Here is a 17,546-nt window from a genome sequence, read left to right as displayed (position 1 = left end):
GATCGTGGTCCTTTTCTGCACATTTCGCGCCGGAGGCGCTAGAGGGCCAGGCCGACGTACTTGGTCTCGAGGTACTCCTCGATGCCCTCGGTGCCGCCCTCCCGGCCGAAGCCGGACGCCTTGACGCCGCCGAACGGCGCGGCCGGGTTCGACACGATGCCCTGGTTCATGCCGACCATGCCGGTCTCCAGCCCCTCGTAGACCCGGATGGCGCGCTGGTAGTCCTGGGTGAAGGCGTAGGCGACCAGGCCGAACTCGGTGTCGTTGGCCATCGCGATCGCCTCCTCGTCCTCGCGGAAGGTGAAGACCGGCGCGACCGGACCGAAGATCTCCTCACGGAAGACCCGGGCCTCGGTCGGGACGTCGACGAGCACGGTGGGCTCGTAGAAGTAGCCCGCGCCGTCGACCGCCTTGCCGCCGGTGAGGGCTCGCGCGCCCTGGGCGACGGCGTCGTCGACGAGCTCGGCGACCTTGTCGCGCTGCTTGCCCTCGACCAAGGGGCCGACGTCGATGCCGTCCTCGGTGCCGCGACCGACCGACAGCCCCTCCATCCGCTCGGCCAGGCGACGGCTGAACTCCTCGGCGACGGACTCGTGGACGATGAACCGGTTCGCAGCCGTGCAGGCCTCGCCGATGTTGCGCATCTTGGCCAGCATCGCGCCGTCGACCGCCTTGTCGAGGTCGGCGTCGCCGAACACCAGGAACGGCGCGTTGCCGCCCAGCTCCATGGAGACGCGCAGCAGGCCCTCGGCGCTCTGCTCGACCAGCGAGCGTCCGACCTCGGTCGAGCCGGTGAAGGTCAGCTTGCGCAGGCGCGGGTCGCGGATGATCGGCTCCATGACGTCGCCGGTCGACTTCGTGGTCACGACGTTGAGGACACCCTTCGGCAGGCCCGCCTCGGTGAGCAGGTCGGCGAGGTAGAGCATCGTGAGCGGCGTCAGGCTGGCCGGCTTGATGACCATGGTGCAGCCCGCGGCGATGGCCGGGCCGATCTTGCGGGTGCCCATCGCCAGCGGGAAGTTCCAGGGCGTGATCATGAGGCACGGGCCCACCGGCTGCTTGAGCGTGAGCAGGCGGGTCGCGCCGTTCGGGGCGACCGAGTAGCGGCCGGCGACGCGGACGGCCTCCTCGGAGAACCAGCGGAAGAACTCCGCGCCGTACGCGATCTCGGCCTTGCTCTCGCTGAGCGGCTTGCCCATCTCGAGCGTCATCAGCATGGCGATCTCGTCGGTGCGCTCGACGATCAGCTCGAACGCCTTGCGCAGGATCTCGCCACGGTCGCGCGGGGCGGAGGCCGCCCACTCCTTCTGCGCGGCGACGGCGGCGTCGATGGCCGCCTTGCCGTCGGCGGGCGTGGCGTCGGCGACCTCGACGAGCGTCTCGCCCGTGGACGGGTCCTCGACGGCGAAGGTGCCACCGCCCTCGGCGGCGCGCCACTCACCCCCGATGAACAGCTGGGGCTTCACGGACTCGACGACGCTCTGCTCGCTCTTCTCGCTCATCGGCCGACCTCCGTGAAGATCGCACGGTACGGACGTCCGCCGCTGAGAGTCCTGATGGGTCGCTCGCTTCGCTCGCTCATGCTCCCCACGCTAGGTCGCCGGGCCCGACCTCACACTTCGTCGTCGCCCTCGTCCTGCCAGGTGCAGACGCAGGCCTCGTTGCCCTCGGCGTCGGCGAGCACCCACCAGCTCGGCGCGTGCTCGGACGTCTCGAGGTGCCCGCCGGTGGCCAGCGCCGCCGACACGCGCTCGTCGGCCCGGCTGGCCGGCACCCAGACGTCCAGGTGCAGCCGGTTGCGCTGGGTGCGCGGCTCGTCCATGGGCTGGAACCACAGGGTGGGCCCGACCCCGGTGGGGTCGACCAGGTCGATCGCGTCGCCGCGCCGGCGCTCCTCGTAGCCGAGCACGGCAGCCCAGAACGGCCGGATGCGGGCGGCGTCGCGGGTGTCGATGGCCAGCTGGACGGTCTGCGCGGGCCGCTCGGTGGTCTCCAGCTCCATGTCGTCGAGCAGCTCGCTGATGCGCTGGGCGAGCCGTACGTCGCGCTCGGTCAGCGTGCCGGCGTCGTGCGAGACCAGCCGGAACCGCACCGCGGAGTAGCGCAGGTCGACGTCCGGGTGGTGGTTCGCCGCCTCGGCCAGGTCGCCGACGAGGGTCACCAGCTCCAGCCCGTGGGCGAAGTCGGAGGTGGCGACGCTGGCGACGAGCGTGCCGTCCTGGACGGTCCAGTGCCGGGTGTCGACACCGGCGGCTACCTGGGCGGTCGTGAGCGTGGTCATGGAGCCATCGTGCGCCTCGGCACCGACAGGGTCCAGGGATCTCGCTGCGTGGGACCTACTTCTCGCGGTGGAAGCGGGGCAGCTGCCGCACGCGGACGACCACGAACACGGCGATCACCAGGACCACGGCGAGGATGACCAGCTTCTGGAAGGTGTCGGCGTACGGCTCGACCTCGGTCCAGTTCGCGCCGAGCCGGTACCCGGCGATCACGAAGATCGCGTTCCACAGGAAGCTGCCCGCGGTCGTGAACAGCAGGAACAGGCCGACGTTCATCTTCTCCACGCCGGCCGGGAGCGAGATGAGGCTGCGGAAGATCGGCACCATGCGGCCGAAGAAGATCGCCTTGTAGCCGTGCTTGGCGAACCACGCCTCGGTGCGCTCGAGGTCCTCGATCTTCAGCAGCGGGACGTGCTCGAACACCCACACCGCCCGGTCGCGGCCGAACAGCCGGCCGAAGCCGTAGAGCAGCAGCGCACCCACGACCGAGCCGAGCGTCGTCGCCACCAGGGCGGCGGTGAGGCTGAACGTGCCCTGCGCGGCGGCGAAGCCGGCCAGCGGCAGGATGATCTCGCTCGGGATCGGCGGGAAGACGTTGTCCATGCCCACCGCGATCGCGGCGCCCAGCGGGCCGAGGGCGTCCATGAGGTCGACGACCCACCCGGCCAGGCCGTCGGTGGGGGCGCCGGGGGCGGCTTCGGTCAGGAGCGAGGACATCACCCGGCGAGACTAGCGGGGACGTCTGAGGGCGGCCTGTGACTGCACCCGGCGTCCGGGCAGGATGCCGCCATGTCCTTCCAGGCGTACCTCGACGCGGTCGAGACCAGGACCGGCAAGACCCCGCGCGCCCTGCTCGAGGAGGCGCAGGCCCGCGGGTACGGCCCGGGAACGAAGGCCGGCGAGATCCTGGAGTGGCTGAAGACCGACTACGAGCTCGGCCGCGGGCACGGCATGGCGATGGTGCACGTCATCACCAAGGGGCCGCAGATCAGCGCCAAGCACGTCGGCACCGACGGCACGCACCGCGACGAGTCCGACACCCTGTGGCTCGACGGCCAGGCGACGAAGCCCGCTCAGCCGTAGAACTCGCCGGCCGCCGCCCCGCCGCCGTCGCCGGCGTCGTGGGCCATCGGCGTGAAGCGCGAGTAGTGGCCCTGGAAGCTGACCGCGACCTTGGAGACCGGTCCGGAACGGTTCTTGGCCACGATGATGTCAGCCTCGCCGGGACGCTCGGACTCGCCGGCGCCGGTGGCGTCGGGACGGTGCAGCAGCAGGACCATGTCGGCGTCCTGCTCGATCGAGCCGGACTCACGCAGGTCGGAGATCATCGGCGTCTTGTCGGTGCGCTGCTCCGAGCCACGGTTCAGCTGGCTGATCGCGACGACCGGGACCTCGAGCTCCTTGGCCAGCAGCTTGATCGCACGGGAGAACTCCGAGACCTCGACCTGACGGTTCTCGACCTTCTTGCCCGAGCTCATCAGCTGCAGGTAGTCGATGACGACCAGGTCGAGCCCGAACTGCTTCTTGATGCGCCGGGCCTTCGAGCGGATCTCGGGCATCGTGAGGTTCGGGCTGTCGTCGATGATGATCGGTGCACCGTTGACCTGCGGCATCGCGCGGCTGATCGCGTCCCAGTCGCGTTTGGACATGCCGCCGCCGCGCATGTGGTGGATGGCCACCTTCGCCTCGGCCGACAGCAGACGCATGGCGATCTCCGACCCCGACATCTCCAGGCTGAAGATGGCGCACGTCTTGCGGTTCTTGATCGCGGCGGCACGGCAGAAGTCGAGTCCGAGGGTGGACTTGCCGACACCGGGACGCGCGGCGACGACGATCATCTGGCCCGGACGGAAGCCCGTGGTCAGGCGGTCGAGCTCGGGGAAGCCCGACGCCAGACCGGCCATGTCGCCGTCGCGGTTCTGGATGTCGTCGATCTCCTGGATGGTCTCCGGGATCAGCTCGGTCATCTGCCGGTAGTCCTCGGCGGCGCTCGCGCCGTCGACGTCGAGCACGGCGGCCTGGGCGCGGTCGACGACCTCGGCGATCTCGCCCTGCTCGGCCCAGCCCATCTGGGCGATGCGCTGGCCGACCTCGACCAGGCGGCGCAGGACGGCCTTCTCGCGGACGATCTCGGCGTAGAAGTCGACGTTCGAGGCGATCGGGACGCTGGCGACGAGCGTGTGCAGGTACGGCGCGCCGCCGACCTTGGCCAGCTCGCCGCGGCGCTGCAGCTCGGCGGCCACCGTGATGGCGTCGGCCGGCTCACCGCGCTGGGACAGGTCGGAGATGGTCTCGAAGACCAGCTCGTGGGCCGGGCGGTAGAAGTCGCGGCCCTCGAGGACGTCGGTCGCCGGGTCGATCGCGTTCTTGCTGAGCAGCATGGCGCCGAGGACGCTCTGCTCCGCCGGGATGTCCTGCGGCGGGACGCGACCGAGGTCGCCCTCCTCCGGCTCGGGCTCGGCGGCATACAGATCCGTGACGCTCACGCAGCAAGTCCCCTCTCGTCGGTACGCACCCTGCCCGGCACCTCTGACAACCATCGTGCGCCGGTCCGACGCGTCACCGTAGGACGCGCGCCGGGGCGTCTCCAAGCCCGCCGTGAACAGCCCCTGTGCACAGGTCGTCCACGGCTGTGGGAAACGCCGCCGGGCTGTGTGCACAGCTTGTGGAACAACCTGGGGACGAAGCCTCTGCGAGACGGTGGAAACACCGTCTGACCTGCACCGATGCTGCACACACGGTGTGCACACAAGAAAGATTTCCCACCCCCGCCCACCGGTGCAGACTTGTCGACACGGCAGGCTGTCCCCATGCGAGACCTGGACCGCCGGATCGTCGCGATCGCGGTCCCCGCCTTCGCCGCGCTCGTCACCGAGCCGCTCATGCTGGCCGTCGACACGATCGTCGTCGGGCACCTGGGCACCGTGCCGCTGGCCGGGCTGGCGGTCGCCTCGACGGTGCTCGGCACCGTGGTCGGGCTGTGCATCTTCCTGGCCTACGGCACGACCGCGACGGTCGCCCGCCTGCAGGGTGCCGGCGACGTCGCGGGCGCCCGGCGCGAGGGCGTCAGCGGCGTCTGGCTCGCCATCGGTCTCGGCGCGGTGCTGGGCGGGCTGCTCGCCGTGCTCGCCCGTCCGCTCACCACGGCGCTGTCGAGCTCGGACGCCGTGGCCGAGGCCGCCTTCGACTACCTCGTGGTCAGCGCGGCCGGCGTCCCGGCGATGCTCGTCGTGCTCGCCGCCACCGGCGCGCTGCGCGGCACGATGGACCTGCGCACCCCGCTCGTCGTCGCCGTCGTGGCGAACCTGGGCAACGTGGTGCTGAACGTCGGGCTGGTCTACGGGCTCGACCTCGGCATCACCGGCGCCGCGCTGGCCACGGTGCTCGCGCAGTGGGGCGCGGCCCTGTGGCTCGGCGGCGTCGTCCTGCGCGACGCGCTGCGGTCCGGCGCCTCGGTGCGCCCGCACGGCGCCGGGGTGCTGCGGGCGGGCCTGGACGGCGTGCCGCTGCTCGTCCGCACCGCGACCCTGCGGGCGTCGCTGATCCTGGCCACCGCGATCGCCGCGACGCTCGGTGACACCGCGCTCGCCGCCCACCAGATCGCCACCACGATCGTCACCTTGCTGGCCTTCGTCCTGGACTCGCTGGCCATCGCCGGCCAGACGCTCACCGGCACGAGCCTGGGGGAGGGGGACGCCGACGGGACGCGCTCGATCGTCGCGCGGCTCATGGCCTGGGGCGCCGGAGCGGGCGTGGTCGCGGCGGTGCTGCTCGCGGCCACCGCCGTGCTGCTGCCGCCGCTGTTCACCCCCGACGCCGCGGTGCAGGACGCGCTGCTGCCGGTGCTGGTCGTGGTCGCCGTCATCCAGCCGCTCTCGGGCGTCGTGTTCGTGCTCGACGGCATCCTCATCGGCGCCGGCGACGGCCGCTACCTCGCCTGGGCCGGGCTCGTCGTCCTGGCCGTGTACGCGCCGCTGGCGCTCGTGCTCGGACGCACCGGACTCGTCGGCCTGTGGTGCGCGTACGGCGGGTTCATCGCCGCCCGGCTCGTGGTGCTGCACGTGCGCCAGCGCGGCGACCGCTGGATGGTGCTGGGCGCCCGCTAGCGCCGGGTGCGGCGCCGGAACCAGGGGAACAGCGACCCCGCGACGACGCCGGCGGCGAAGACCACGAGCAGCCAGATCCAGGCCGGCATCGAGGTCGACCAGAACAGGAACCGCACGCTCTTGCTCTCGGTGTTCTGGAACACGAACGTCAGCGCGAGCAGCGCCAGCACGACGGCGACGACCGTGCGGACCCGCACGGTGCGGGCGGTCGGCTCGGACCGGGTCACGACGCCCTCCCGCTACAGGTCGACCGGCTCGCGGACGATCGGCCCGGTCATGCAGTGCCCGCCGCCGCGTCCGCGGCCGAGCTCGGCGCCGACGATCGGCAGCACCTCGATGCCCGCCTTGCGCAGCAGCGAGTTGGTGTGGACGTTGCGGTCGTAGGCGAGCACCACGCCGGGCTCGAGCGCCACCAGGTTGTTGCCGCTGTCCCACTGCTGGCGCTCGGCCTGGTAGCGCGTGCCGCCCGTCTCGACGACGCGCAGCGCCGGCAGGCCCAGGGCGTCGGCCACCACCTCGGTGAACGGGCGCCGCTCCGGCACGACGTGGACGCCGGTCGGCGAGTCGTCCGGCACGAGGGTGAACGGCTCGATGACGTCCACGATGTCGGGGTAGACGGTGACGACGTCGCGGTCGGCGAACGTGAAGACCGTGTCCAGGTGCATGGCGGCCCGCAGCTTCGGCATGCCGGCGACCACGACCTTGCGGGCGGCGCCCTGCTCGAACAATCGCGCCGTCACCTGGGTGATGGCCTGGCGGGACGTCCGCTCGCTCATGCCGATGATGACGACGCCGGCCCCGGGGACGAGCACGTCGCCGCCCTCGATCGTGGCCAGGCCCCAGTCCTGCTCCGGGTCGCCCCACCACACCCGTGCCTCGGTGTAGTCGGGGTGGAACTCGTAGATCGCCTTCATGAGCAGCGTCTCGTCGTGCCGGGCCGCCCAGTACAGCGGGTTGAGCGTCACCCCGCCGTAGATCCACGACGTGGTGTCGCGGGTGTAGAGCATGTTCGGCAGCGGCGGCATGAGGTACTCGGCCAGCCCGGCGTCCTCGCGGGCCAGCGCCAGGTAGCCGGTGCGCAGCTCGGCGGGCAGGTCACGGGTCGACAGCCCGCCCACGAGGTGCTCGGCCAGGGCCCGCGGATCGAGCGAGTCCAGGTAGGCGCGGGTCTCGCTGACGAGCCCCAGCCCGACCGCGTTCGGGACGATCTTGCGGTCCAGCAGCCAGGCCCGCGCCGCCGGGTCGGCCATCGTCTCGGCCAGCAGCTCGTGCAGCTCGACCACGTCGACGTCGCGCTCGCGCATCGTGCGGACGAAGTCCTCGTGGTCGCGCCGGGCCGCGTCCACCCACATCACGTCGTCGAACAGCAGGGCGTCGCTGTTGGTCGGCGTCAGGCGCTCGTGGGCGAGCCCCGGCGAGCAGACCAGCACCTTGCGCAGGCGGCCGACCTCGCTGTGCACGCCGTACGTGGACGAGACAGGGTTCACGATTTCCTCCTACAGGGTGAGCCACCCCGAGATGAGGCCGTACAGGCCGACGACGGCCCCGGCCACGATGGCGACGAACAGGACGACCTCCGGCACGGTGAACACCCGGCGCTGGTTCTCGCGCCGGGCGATCACGTACAGCACCGCGCCCGGGGCGTAGATCAGGCAGGTCACCAGCAGGTACTTGGGCCCGGCGACGACGATCAGCAGGACGCTGTAGAGCGCGGCGAGCGTCCCGACGACCAGCTCGCCGCGGCGGCCGGCCGGGTCGTCGCCCGGCTCGGGGCGCAGCGCGATCTTGACCGCGTACCCGGCGGCGAGCAGGTAGGGGACGAGGGCGAGGCTCGTGCACAGGTCGAGCATGAAGTTGAGCGCGTCGTCGGCCAGCAGGGTCACGAGCAGCAGCAGCTGGACCATCGCGCTGGCCAGCAGCAGCGCCGCCGTGGGCGTGCCGTTGCGCTCGCGGGCCAGGAACCGCGGCATGTCGGCGTTGCGGGCCGGCATGAACAGCACCTCGGCGGCCATGAGCGTCCAGGCCAGGTAGGCGCCCAGCACCGACACGACCACCCCGACACTGATGAGCACCTTGCCCCAGTCGCCGACGACCGAGTCGAGCACGCCGGCCATGGACGGCTGGCGGACGTCGGCCAGCTCGCTGCTCGGCAGGACGCCGTAGCTGGTGAGCGTGACGAGGGCGAAGATCGCCAGGACGCTGAGGAAACCGATCACCGTCGCGCGGCCGACGTCCTCGCGCCGCCGGGCGAAGCGCGAGTACATGCTGGCGCCCTCGATGCCGAGGAAGACGAAGGTCGTGACGATCATCGTGTCGCTGACCTGCTGCACGAGCGTGCCGAAGCCGGGGTCCTCGCCGCCCCACAGGTTGTCGCGCATGATGCCGGCGTCGAACGACACGAGCACGACCAGGATGAACACCAGGATCGGGATGATCTTGGCGACCGTGACGATGCGGTTGATCGTCGCCGCCTCGCGGACGCCGCGCAGCACCAGCGCGCAGAACGTCCAGACCGCGATCGACGACAGCGCCACCGCCAGCAGCGTGTCGCCGTCGCCCAGCTGGGGGAACAGCGCGCCCACCGTGGTCATGATGAAGACCCAGTAGAAGGCGTTCCCCGCGCAGGCCGACGCCCAGAAGCCGAAGGCGGAGTTGAAGCCGACGTAGTCGCCGAAGCCGGCCTTGGCGTAGGCGAAGATGCCGGCGTCCAGGTGCGGTCGCCGCACGGCCAGGTTCTGGAAGACGAAGGCCAGCATGAGGATGCCGCCGCCGGCGATGATCCAGGCGACGACCGCGCCGACGACGCCGGTGGCCGAGCCGAACCGCGCGGGGAGGGAGAAGACGCCGGCGCCGATCATGGAGCCGACCACCATCGCCGTGAGCGTCGGCATGCTCATGCCGCGGTCGGTCCGCTCCTGCGTCTGCGCCATGGGCCCCCCTGCCTTGACGTCACCGTAGACCGGGCGACATCGTCCTGGATAGACCCCGAGCAGAGGAGCCCCATGACCGAGGCGGTCGCTCCGTCACGCTCCCGCCGCGCGCTGCGCCGGCTGCTGACCCTCGCCGCGATCGCCCTGGTGATCGTCCTGGCCGCTCGGGCGCTGCTCGGGTCGGTCGACTGGTCCGAGGTCGGGGACGCGCTGGGGCAGCTGCGACCGACCGTGCTCGTCGTCCTGGTCGTCGGGCTGCTGGTGCGCCAGACGCTGAGCGCGGCTCCGCTCTCGTTCTTCGTGCCTCGGCTCGGCCTGGTCCGTGCCGTGCAGAACGACCAGGCCGCGTTCCTCGTCTCGACCGCCGCCCCGCCGCCGGCCGACCTGGCCATGCGCCTGGCGCTGTTCCGCTCCTGGGGCGTCGCCCCCACGACCGGCGCCGCCGGCACGGTGATGAACACGCTCGCGTTCTACGTCATGCGCTTCGGGGTGCCGGTGCTCGGCCTGCTGCTGCTCACCACGGTCACCGGCTACGAGCCCGAGGCGACCGTGCCGGCCCTCGGCTGCGCCGCCCTGAGCGTCGCGCTCGTCGTGCTGGCCGTCGTGGTCGCCCGCGGCAGCGACGTGCTGGTGCGGCTCGCCGCCCGCGCCGCCGCGCTCGCCCGCCGGGTGCACCGCTCGGTCGACGCCGACGCGTGGACCGAGGGCGCCGCCGGGTTCGCGACGCTGCTGCGGACCCACCTGCACCGCTCGTTCGTGCTCGCCGTGGGCTGTCAGCTGCTCATGGCGCTGGTCGACGGGCTGCTGCTCGTGCTCGCCCTGCGCGGCGTGGGGGTGAGCGCCGCGGAGGTCTCGACCCCGCTGGTGCTCGGCGCCTTCCTGCTCGCCTACCCGCTCACGCTGCTGCCGCTGGCCGGGCTCGGGGCGCTGGACGCGGTCGTGGCCGCGACCCTCGTCGCGGCGACGTCGGTCGAGCTCGAGCCGTCGGTGCTCGCCGGGCTGGCGGCCTGGCGCGGGGTCACGCTGCTGGTGCCGCTGGCGCTGGGCGTCGGCGCCGTCGTCCACTGGCGCCTGGCCGGGAACGACGACGGCCGGCCACCCCCGCAGGGATGACCGGCCGTCGGCCGAAGAGCGGTGCTACTTGGCGGCGACCACGTTGAGCGTGGCGGACGCGCTGACCTCGGGGTGGATGCGCACCGTGACGGTGTGCGGGCCCAGGGCCTTGATCGGGTTGCCGATCTCGATGCGGCGCTTGTCGACCTGCGCACCGGCCGTGGCGAGCGCCTCGGCGATGTCGGAGACCGTGACCGAGCCGAACAGACGGCCGCCCTCGCCGGCGCGGACCGGCAGGTTGATGGCGCCGTTCTCCAGCGTGGCCTTGATGGACTGCGCCTGCTCGAGGTCGTGGACCGCGCGCGAGTCGCGGGCCGCCTTGATGGACGCGACCTGCTTCTCGCCGCCCTTGGTCCAGCGGATGGCGAAGTTGCGCGGCAGCAGGTAGTTGCGGCCGTAGCCGTCCTTGACCTCGACGATGTCGCCGGGCTGGCCGAGGTTGGAGACCTCGTGGGTGAGGATGAGCTTCATTCTGGTTCTCCTCTCCCGGTCAGCGGGTGGTGGACGTGTAGGGCAGCAGCGCCATCTCACGCGCGTTCTTGATCGCCTTGGCGATCTGGCGCTGCTCCTGGACGGAGACACCGGTCACGCGGCGCGCGCGGATCTTGCCGCGGTCCGAGATGAACTTGCGCAGGAGCGCGGTGTCCTTGTAGTCGATCGTGGTGACGCCGGCGGCCGCGAGCGGGTTGCTCTTCTTCTTCGGCTTCCGGACAACAGGCTTGGCCATGATGTTCCTTGGTGTGTCTTAAGAGTGTGTGTCGATCAGAACGGGGGCTCGTCGTTCGAGCCACCCCAGGCGTCGGCCTGCGGCGCAGCCGGCTGGGTCGACCAGGGGTTCGCGGCGGGAGCCTGCTGGCCACCACCGAAACCGCCCTGGCCGCCGCCGGCGTTGTTGCCGCCGAAGCCGCCGCCGTTTCCGCCTCCGAACCCGCCACCCTGACCGCTGTCGGAGCGGCTGATGCGCGTGACCTTCGCGGTCGCGTAGCGCAGCGAGGGGCCCACCTCGTCGACGTTCATCTCGACGCTGGTGCCCTTCGAGCCGTCCTGGCGCTCGTACTGACGCACCTTGAGGGCGCCGGTGACGATGACGCGCTGGCCCTTCTGCAGGGACTCGGCGACGTTCTCGGCCAGCTGGCGCCAGGCCGCGCACCGGAGGAACAGCGTGTCGCCGTCCTTCCACTCGTTCGACTGACGGTCGAACGTGCGCGGGGTCGAGGCCACGGTGAAGTTCGCGACCGCCGCTCCGGACGGGGTGAACTTCAGCTCGGGATCGTCGGTGACGTTGCCGACGACGGTGATGATGGTCTCGCCTGCCATGGTGCCCAGCCTTTCAGGGGTTCGGGTGTCCCAGTGAAGCGCAGTCCGGCGACACGACGCGAAGGTTCGTCCACATCGCGGCGCCGGCCGGGCTCACTTCGCGTCGGGTCGGAGGACCTTCGTGCGGACGACGGACTCGTTGAGGGTGAGCTGACGGTCGAGCTCCTTGACGGTCGCCGGGGTGGCGGTCAGGTTCACGACGGCGTAGATGCCCTCGGACTTCTTGTTGATCTCGTAGGCAAGACGGCGCTTGCCCCACACGTCGACGTTCTCGACGGAACCGCCATCCTGTCGCACCAGGTTCAGGTACGTCTCCAGGCTGGGGGCGACCGTACGCTCGTCGAGGTCGGGATCGAGGATGATCATGAGCTCGTAAGGACGCATGGTGACTCCACCTCCTTCGGTCTAAACGGCTACGGACTTTCCGTAGCAGGAGGGTCACTGCATGCACCTCCCGCAGGAGGCAACCTGACGATCCTACGCGACACCGTCGCCCCGGGGAAATCCCCCCGGGGACGACGGTGGCCGGCTCAGGCCGAGGAGATCGCGGTGAGGACGTCCAGCCGGGCCGCCCGGCGGGCGGGCAGGACGGCGGCCAGCACGCCGACCAGGGCGGCCACCGCGACGAACACCGCCAGGCGCAGCCAGGGGACCGCCAGGTCGGTGAGCCCGTCGTCCTCGAACGCCGCGCGCAGCACGACGCCGAACACCAGGCCGGCGGCGACGCCCAGCAGGGCGCCGAGCACGGCGATGGCGATGGACTCCAGGCGCACCATGCGGCGCAGCTGCGGGCGGCTGACGCCCACGGCGCGGAGCAGGCCCACCTCGCGCGTGCGCTCGATGACGCTCAGCGCCAGCGTGTTGACGATGCCGAGGATGGCGATGACGATCGCCAGGCCCAGCAGTGCGTAGATCAGGTACAGCAGCGTGTTGACCTGGGCGCGCTGGGACTCGGCGAAGTCCTGCTTCGTCTGGACCGTGACGGTGGGGAAGTCGGCGGTGGCCTTCTCCAGCCGGTCGCCGAGCGCCTCGACGTCCACGCCCGGCTCGGCGTCGAGCGCGACGCCGCTGTCGGTGCGCTGCACCTGCGACGCGACCACGGTGCTGAGCGGGACGAGCGCGGTGCCGATGACGTAGGTGTCCTCGTAGACGCCGGTGACGGTGGCCGGCTGCTCGCGGCCGCCGAGCGCGACGTCGACCGTGTCGCCCACGCCGACGCCGAGCTGTCCGGCCTTCGTCTCGTTGAGCGCGATCTCGCCGTCGCGCTGCGCGGACTCGCCGGAGCTGTAGACGATGTCGAAGATCTCGTCGAGCGGCCCGGCCTCGGCCGCCGTGGCCCACGTGTCGGAGTCGTCGACCTTCATCGTGACGGTCTGCTGGGCCGAGACCACCGCGACGCCGTCGACCTGCGCGACGTCCTCGGCGATCTGCGGCGAGAACGGCTGTCCGACCGCGTTGGAGATGAGGTAGTCGCTGGTGAACTGCTCGTCGACGCCGACGTCGATCGACTTGTTCACCGAGGCGCCGAGCACCGACATCGTCGTCACCAGGGCCATGCCGATCATGAGCGCCGAGGACGTGGCCGCCGTGCGCCGCGGGTTGCGCCGCGAGTTCTGCGTGGCCAGGCGGCCGACCGTGCCGTAGAGCCGCGAGTAGACGACGCCGAACGCGGCGAGCACCGGCTGCGCGAGCGCGGGACCGGCCAGCACGATGGCGAGCAGCACCGCGAGCACCCCCAGGCCGACCTGCAGGGCGTGGTCGGACGCGACTCCGGCCAGCCCGGACGCCATGAGTCCGGCACCGACCACGGCCAGCACCGCGCCGGCGACGACGCGGCGGCGGATGGACGACTCGGGCAGCGCCACGTCGTCGCGCATGGCCGCCACCGGGGCGATGCGCGAGGCCCGCCGGGCCGGCAGGTAGGCCGCGACCATCGTGACCAGCAGGCCGACCACGTACGACACGACGATCGTGCTGGGCTGCAGCACCAGGGCGGTGCCGGACAGGTCGAGCCCGAACTGCCCGAACAGCGCCTTCAGCGCGGCGGCCAGCCCGTAGCCGACCGCGACACCCAGGGTGGACCCGACGAGCCCGACGACCGCGGCCTCGGTGAGCACCGAGCGTGACACCTGCCCGCGCGAGGCGCCGAGCGCCCGCAGCAGCGCGAGCTCGCGGCTGCGCTGCGCGACCAGGATCGAGAACGTGTTGACGATGAGGAACGACCCGACCACCAGGGCGATGCCGGCGAACACGAGCAGGAAGGTGTTGAGGAAGCCCAGCAGCTGACCGACCAGGCCCTCGATCTCGTCGGTCAGCTCGTCGCCGGTGACCGCCTCGAGGCCGTCCGGCAGCGCCGGCTCGACGGCCTTCACCAGCTCGGCCTGCGTGACGCCGGGGTCGGCGGTGAGCGCGATCGAGGTGAACGCGTCCTGCCCGTCGAGGAAGACGTCCTGCGCGGTGGCGGTGTCGAAGAAGACCAGGGACGCGCCGGCCAGCCCGCCGCCGGCGAACTCGGCCAGGCCGACCAGCTCGGCCTGCACGCGCGGCTGCTCGCCGGCGGTGATCATCTGCACGGTGTCGCCGACCTCGTAGCCGGCCTGGTCGGCGGCCCGCTCGTCGAGCACGACCTCGCCGGACGCCTGCGGGGCCCGGCCGGACGTGATGGTGGCGACCGGCTCGCCGAGCGTGTTGGGCGCGTCGGTCCAGTTGAACGCGAGCGTCGGGGCACCGGTGCCGCCGAGCAGCTTGCCGTTCTTCTTGACCACGAACAGGCCCTGGCCGTCGACCGAGCCGTCGGCGCGGGCGACCCCGTCGCGCGCGGCGAGCTCGGCGACCGTGGACGCCGGGATGCTGCGGGCGTCGAGGTTGAACCCGCCCCCGGTCGTGCCGTCGGCGCCCGAGCCGGCCTGGCGCACCATGGCGTCGTTGATCGAGCCCTCGACGATGCCGTCGAAGGAGGAGTCGATGGTGTCGGTGAACACCAGGGACCCGCCCACGAACGCCACGCCCAGGACGATGGCCGAGGCGCTGAGCAGCAGCCGGACCTTGCGCGCGAGCAGGTTGCGCAGCGTGACCTTGCGCATCACTGCCCGCCCAGCTGACGGGTCTGCAGCGCGGTCATGTGCTCCAGGACGCGCTCGGCGGTCGGCTCGCGCATCTCGTCGACGACGCGGCCGTCGGCCAGGAAGACGACCCGGTCGGTGTAGGACGCCGCCACCGGGTCGTGCGTGACCATGACGATCGTCTGGCCGAAGTCGGTGACGCTGCGCCGCAGGAAGCCCAGCACCTCCGCGCCGGACGTGGAGTCGAGGTTGCCGGTGGGCTCGTCGGCGAAGACGATGTCGGGCCGGCTGACCAGCGCGCGGGCGCAGGCGACGCGCTGCTGCTGGCCGCCGGACATCTCCGAGGGCCGGTGGTCGAGCCGGTCGGCCAGGCCGGTGGCCTCGATGACCTGGTCGAACCAGGCGGCGTCGGGCTTGCGGCCGGCGATCGAGACCGGGAGCAGGATGTTCTCGCGCGCCGTGAGCGTCGGCACCAGGTTGAACGCCTGGAAGACGAACCCGATGCGGTCGCGGCGCAGCTCGGTGAGCGCCTTGTCCTTGAGCGAGTACAGCTCGGTGTCGCCGATCAGCACCGACCCGCTCGTGGGGGTGTCGAGGGCGGCGAAGCAGTGCATGAGGGTGGACTTGCCGGACCCGGACGGGCCCATGACGGCGGTGAACTCGCCGGCGTGGACGTCGAGGGAGACGCCGTCGAGGGCACGCACCTCGGCGTCGCGGGATCCGTAGACCTTGGTGAGGTCGGTCGCGCGCGCGGCGACCTGGCGGGTGGCGGGGGCAGCAGCGGTCATGGGTTCTCCTGGGGCGTCGGCCGTCAGGCGTCACGCTAGTGCCGCGCGGCGACACGGGGGAGTACGTGATCGACCTGATCGGACCCTGGCCCGCGGGCTAGGGTCGGGCCATGGCCGAGCTGGACGTGGTGGGACTGCTGACCTCGCCGCGCAACCGCATGGACGGACGCCCGGCCGACGGACTCAAGCCGTACGACGGGCCCGAGCACCGCGACAGCGTCCGGGTGCGCGCCCACAAGGGGCTGGTCGGCGACCGCTACTTCGGCACCCGCTTCACCTACGCCACCGTCACGATCATCGCCGCGGAGTCGTTGGCCTGGCTCGAGGACGAGCTGGGCGCCGGACCGTTCGACCCCATGCTCGCCCGGCGCAACGTCGTGACCCGTGGCCTGGACGTCGACGCGCTGGCCCGGCACGAGTTCACCCTGGACGCCGGCCACGGTCCCATCCGGTTCCGGTCGCTGACGCCGGCGAACCCGTGCGCGTGGATGAACGTGGTCTACGCCGACGGGGCGCACAAGGCGCTGCGCGGACGCGGCGGCATCCGGTGCGAGCCGCTCGACGACGGCGAGCTCGCGCTCGGCCCGGCGACGATCACCGGCGTCCGCGCGCTGGAGCCGGACGAGCTGCGTCGGCGGGTCGCGGCGGCCCCGACGAGCTGACCCGGACCGGACGGTCCGCGACGACCGCGCCCTGCGGCCGGACGCCGGGGTCGGTGCGGGCGTGGGTCTCGCGCACCACGAGCCCGGCGTCGCGCAGGCGGTCCGCGAGCGCGTCCACCGGCCAGCGGTGGGCCGTGGTGACGGCGTGGTCGAACGGCTCCACGACCGTCCCGGTGAAGAACCCGAGCAGGACGCTGCCGCCCGGGCGCAGCGCGCGAGCCACGGCGGCCAGCGCCGCCGGCACGTCCTCGGGCGCGGTGTGGATGACCGAGAACCAGGCCAGGACGCCGTCGAGCGAGGCGTCCGGGACGCCGAGGTCCTCCAGCCGGCCGGGCCGGAACCGGCACGCGGGGAACCGGTCGCGGGCGAGCGCGAGCATCTCCGGCGTGGGGTCGACGCCCTCGACGTCCAGGCCCTCGCGGCGCAGCAGGTCGGTCCAGTGGCCCGGTCCGCAGCCGGCGTCGACGACGGGCCCGGACCGCTCGCGGGCCCAGCGGAGCACGAGCGAGCGGTCGGCGTCGGCCACCGCGTCCATGCGGCCGAGCAGGTCGGCGTACTCGGTGGCCCGCGCCCCGTAGGCGCGGACGGCGTCGGCGGTCACCCGCCGCAGGCTACGCGCGTCCGGGCCTAGGGTCGTGCCCGTGCCCGACCCGACCGACGCCCCGCTGTCCGACCTGTACGACGTGATCGCCCGCCGCCGCGACGTGCGGGCCGAGTTCACCGGCGAGCCCGTGCCCGAGGACGTCCTGCTGCGGGTTCTGGGCGCGGCGCACGCGGCTCCGAGCGTGGGGCACAGCCAGCCGTGGGACTTCGTGCTGGTGCGCGAGCCCGGCACCCTGGACGCCTTCGCCACCCACGTGGCCACCGAGCGCGACACGTTCGCCGCGAGCCTGCCGGCGGACCGCCGCGCGACCTTCGACCGGATCAAGGTCGAGGGGATCCGTGAGTCCGGCCTCGGCGTCGTCGCCACCTACGACCCCACGCGCGGAGGCCAGCACGTCCTCGGCCGGCACGCGATCGCCGACGCCGGGCTGTACTCGGTGTGCCTGGCCATCCAGAACCTGTGGCTGGCCGCGACCGCCGAGGGCCTGGGCGTGGGCTGGGTGTCGTTCTACCGCGAGCCGTTCCTGCGCGAGCTGGTCGGTGCGCCCGAGCACGTCCGGCCCGTGGCCTGGTTGTGCGTGGGCGACGTCGAGCGGCTGCAGCAGGTGCCCGACCTCGAGCGGCACGGCTGGCGCACCAAGCGCCCGCTCGAGCAGGCCGTGCACGCCGAGCGCTACCCCGGCTGA

Annotated in this window: 19 protein-coding genes; 5 read left to right on the top strand and 14 right to left on the bottom strand. The window is 72.2% G+C overall.

The features are described from left to right. Positions 1 to 38: 38 nt before the first annotated feature. The 3 genes from E0W78_RS00460 to E0W78_RS00450 form a co-directional block, all read right to left on the bottom strand. Positions 39 to 1,502 carry an NAD-dependent succinate-semialdehyde dehydrogenase gene (locus tag E0W78_RS00460; protein WP_131401894.1) on the bottom strand — a complete coding sequence of 488 codons (1,464 nt, stop codon included), beginning with the start codon at positions 1,500 to 1,502 and terminating at the stop codon, positions 39 to 41. Between the two features lie 110 nt (positions 1,503 to 1,612). After that, positions 1,613 to 2,281 (bottom strand): 4a-hydroxytetrahydrobiopterin dehydratase, encoded by a 669-nt coding sequence (locus E0W78_RS00455; RefSeq protein ID WP_131401893.1) that lies wholly within the window; start codon positions 2,279 to 2,281, stop codon positions 1,613 to 1,615. A gap of 55 nt (positions 2,282 to 2,336) precedes the next feature. Continuing rightward, a complete protein-coding gene (locus E0W78_RS00450) occupies positions 2,337 to 2,996 on the bottom strand; it encodes a DedA family protein (RefSeq protein ID WP_131402179.1) in 660 nt (219 codons plus the stop codon). Between the two features lie 72 nt (positions 2,997 to 3,068). Between E0W78_RS00450 and E0W78_RS00445 the strand changes: the two genes are divergently transcribed. Next, complete coding sequence (locus E0W78_RS00445) at positions 3,069 to 3,362, top strand: DUF4287 domain-containing protein (protein ID WP_131401892.1); 294 nt, start codon at positions 3,069 to 3,071, stop codon at positions 3,360 to 3,362. Here the strand turns inward: E0W78_RS00445 and dnaB are convergent. Continuing rightward, positions 3,353 to 4,765, bottom strand: coding sequence for a replicative DNA helicase (gene dnaB / locus E0W78_RS00440; protein ID WP_242686160.1), 1,413 nt, complete (start codon positions 4,763 to 4,765; stop codon positions 3,353 to 3,355). The two genes, E0W78_RS00445 and dnaB, sit on opposite strands and share 10 nt — an antisense overlap. Before the next feature lie 324 nt (positions 4,766 to 5,089). Between dnaB and E0W78_RS00435 the strand changes: the two genes are divergently transcribed. After that, positions 5,090 to 6,385, top strand: a complete 1,296-nt coding sequence (locus tag E0W78_RS00435) for an MATE family efflux transporter (RefSeq protein ID WP_131401890.1) — start codon at positions 5,090 to 5,092, stop codon at positions 6,383 to 6,385. Here E0W78_RS00435 and E0W78_RS00430 read toward each other — a convergent pair. From E0W78_RS00430 to E0W78_RS00420, 3 genes are read right to left on the bottom strand one after another with little or no spacing between them, the layout of a single operon-like run. After that, positions 6,382 to 6,612: a LapA family protein gene (locus tag E0W78_RS00430; protein ID WP_131401889.1), complete on the bottom strand. Its 231-nt coding sequence runs from the start codon at positions 6,610 to 6,612 to the stop codon at positions 6,382 to 6,384. The genes E0W78_RS00435 and E0W78_RS00430 overlap by 4 nt on opposite strands. 12 nt (positions 6,613 to 6,624) lie before the next feature. Further along, positions 6,625 to 7,872 carry an arginine deiminase gene (locus tag E0W78_RS00425; protein ID WP_207392560.1) on the bottom strand — a complete coding sequence of 416 codons (1,248 nt, stop codon included), beginning with the start codon at positions 7,870 to 7,872 and terminating at the stop codon, positions 6,625 to 6,627. A 9-nt stretch (positions 7,873 to 7,881) separates the two neighbouring features. Further along, on the bottom strand, positions 7,882 to 9,315 hold the full coding sequence (locus tag E0W78_RS00420; protein WP_131401887.1) for a basic amino acid/polyamine antiporter: 1,434 nt from the start codon (positions 9,313 to 9,315) through the stop codon (positions 7,882 to 7,884). Positions 9,316 to 9,387: 72 nt separating this feature from the next. On the opposite strand from E0W78_RS00420, the gene E0W78_RS00415 reads away from it, so the two are divergent. Further along, positions 9,388 to 10,428 carry a lysylphosphatidylglycerol synthase domain-containing protein gene (locus E0W78_RS00415; protein ID WP_131401886.1) on the top strand — a complete coding sequence of 347 codons (1,041 nt, stop codon included), beginning with the start codon at positions 9,388 to 9,390 and terminating at the stop codon, positions 10,426 to 10,428. 24 nt (positions 10,429 to 10,452) lie between these two features. On the opposite strand, the gene rplI is transcribed toward E0W78_RS00415, so the two are convergent. The 6 genes from rplI to E0W78_RS00385 form a co-directional block, all read right to left on the bottom strand. After that, on the bottom strand, positions 10,453 to 10,899 hold the full coding sequence (gene rplI, locus E0W78_RS00410) for a 50S ribosomal protein L9 (protein WP_131401885.1): 447 nt from the start codon (positions 10,897 to 10,899) through the stop codon (positions 10,453 to 10,455). A 19-nt stretch (positions 10,900 to 10,918) separates the two neighbouring features. Then, positions 10,919 to 11,155, bottom strand: a complete 237-nt coding sequence (rpsR, locus tag E0W78_RS00405) for a 30S ribosomal protein S18 (RefSeq protein WP_019144022.1) — start codon at positions 11,153 to 11,155, stop codon at positions 10,919 to 10,921. Between the two features lie 35 nt (positions 11,156 to 11,190). Continuing rightward, positions 11,191 to 11,745 carry a single-stranded DNA-binding protein gene (locus E0W78_RS00400; protein ID WP_131401884.1) on the bottom strand — a complete coding sequence of 185 codons (555 nt, stop codon included), beginning with the start codon at positions 11,743 to 11,745 and terminating at the stop codon, positions 11,191 to 11,193. 93 nt (positions 11,746 to 11,838) lie between these two features. Beyond that, positions 11,839 to 12,129 (bottom strand): 30S ribosomal protein S6, encoded by a 291-nt coding sequence (gene rpsF / locus E0W78_RS00395; protein ID WP_020691399.1) that lies wholly within the window; start codon positions 12,127 to 12,129, stop codon positions 11,839 to 11,841. Positions 12,130 to 12,275: 146 nt separating this feature from the next. Beyond that, on the bottom strand, positions 12,276 to 14,828 hold the full coding sequence (locus tag E0W78_RS00390) for an FtsX-like permease family protein (RefSeq protein ID WP_131401883.1): 2,553 nt from the start codon (positions 14,826 to 14,828) through the stop codon (positions 12,276 to 12,278). Then, positions 14,828 to 15,595 carry an ABC transporter ATP-binding protein gene (locus E0W78_RS00385; RefSeq protein WP_131401882.1) on the bottom strand — a complete coding sequence of 256 codons (768 nt, stop codon included), beginning with the start codon at positions 15,593 to 15,595 and terminating at the stop codon, positions 14,828 to 14,830. The genes E0W78_RS00390 and E0W78_RS00385 overlap by 1 nt, the downstream gene beginning before the upstream one ends. Before the next feature lie 110 nt (positions 15,596 to 15,705). On the opposite strand from E0W78_RS00385, the gene E0W78_RS00380 reads away from it, so the two are divergent. Next, positions 15,706 to 16,257 (top strand): MOSC domain-containing protein, encoded by a 552-nt coding sequence (locus E0W78_RS00380; RefSeq protein WP_131401881.1) that lies wholly within the window; start codon positions 15,706 to 15,708, stop codon positions 16,255 to 16,257. Here the strand turns inward: E0W78_RS00380 and E0W78_RS00375 are convergent. Then, the gene (locus E0W78_RS00375; protein WP_207392559.1) at positions 16,190 to 16,858 is read right to left on the bottom strand and encodes a class I SAM-dependent methyltransferase; all 669 of its coding nucleotides are present in this window, start codon (positions 16,856 to 16,858) and stop codon (positions 16,190 to 16,192) included. The genes E0W78_RS00380 and E0W78_RS00375 overlap by 68 nt on opposite strands. A 40-nt stretch (positions 16,859 to 16,898) precedes the next feature. Between E0W78_RS00375 and bluB the strand changes: the two genes are divergently transcribed. Beyond that, positions 16,899 to 17,546 (top strand): 5,6-dimethylbenzimidazole synthase, encoded by a 648-nt coding sequence (gene bluB / locus E0W78_RS00370; RefSeq protein ID WP_242686159.1) that lies wholly within the window; start codon positions 16,899 to 16,901, stop codon positions 17,544 to 17,546.

It is taken from the genome of Aeromicrobium sp. IC_218, from assembly GCF_004336805.1.
GTDB lineage: Bacteria > Actinomycetota > Actinomycetes > Propionibacteriales > Nocardioidaceae > Aeromicrobium.
Note: the sequence above shows the minus strand (reverse complement) of the source record. Positions and strands in the feature narration are given on the sequence as shown.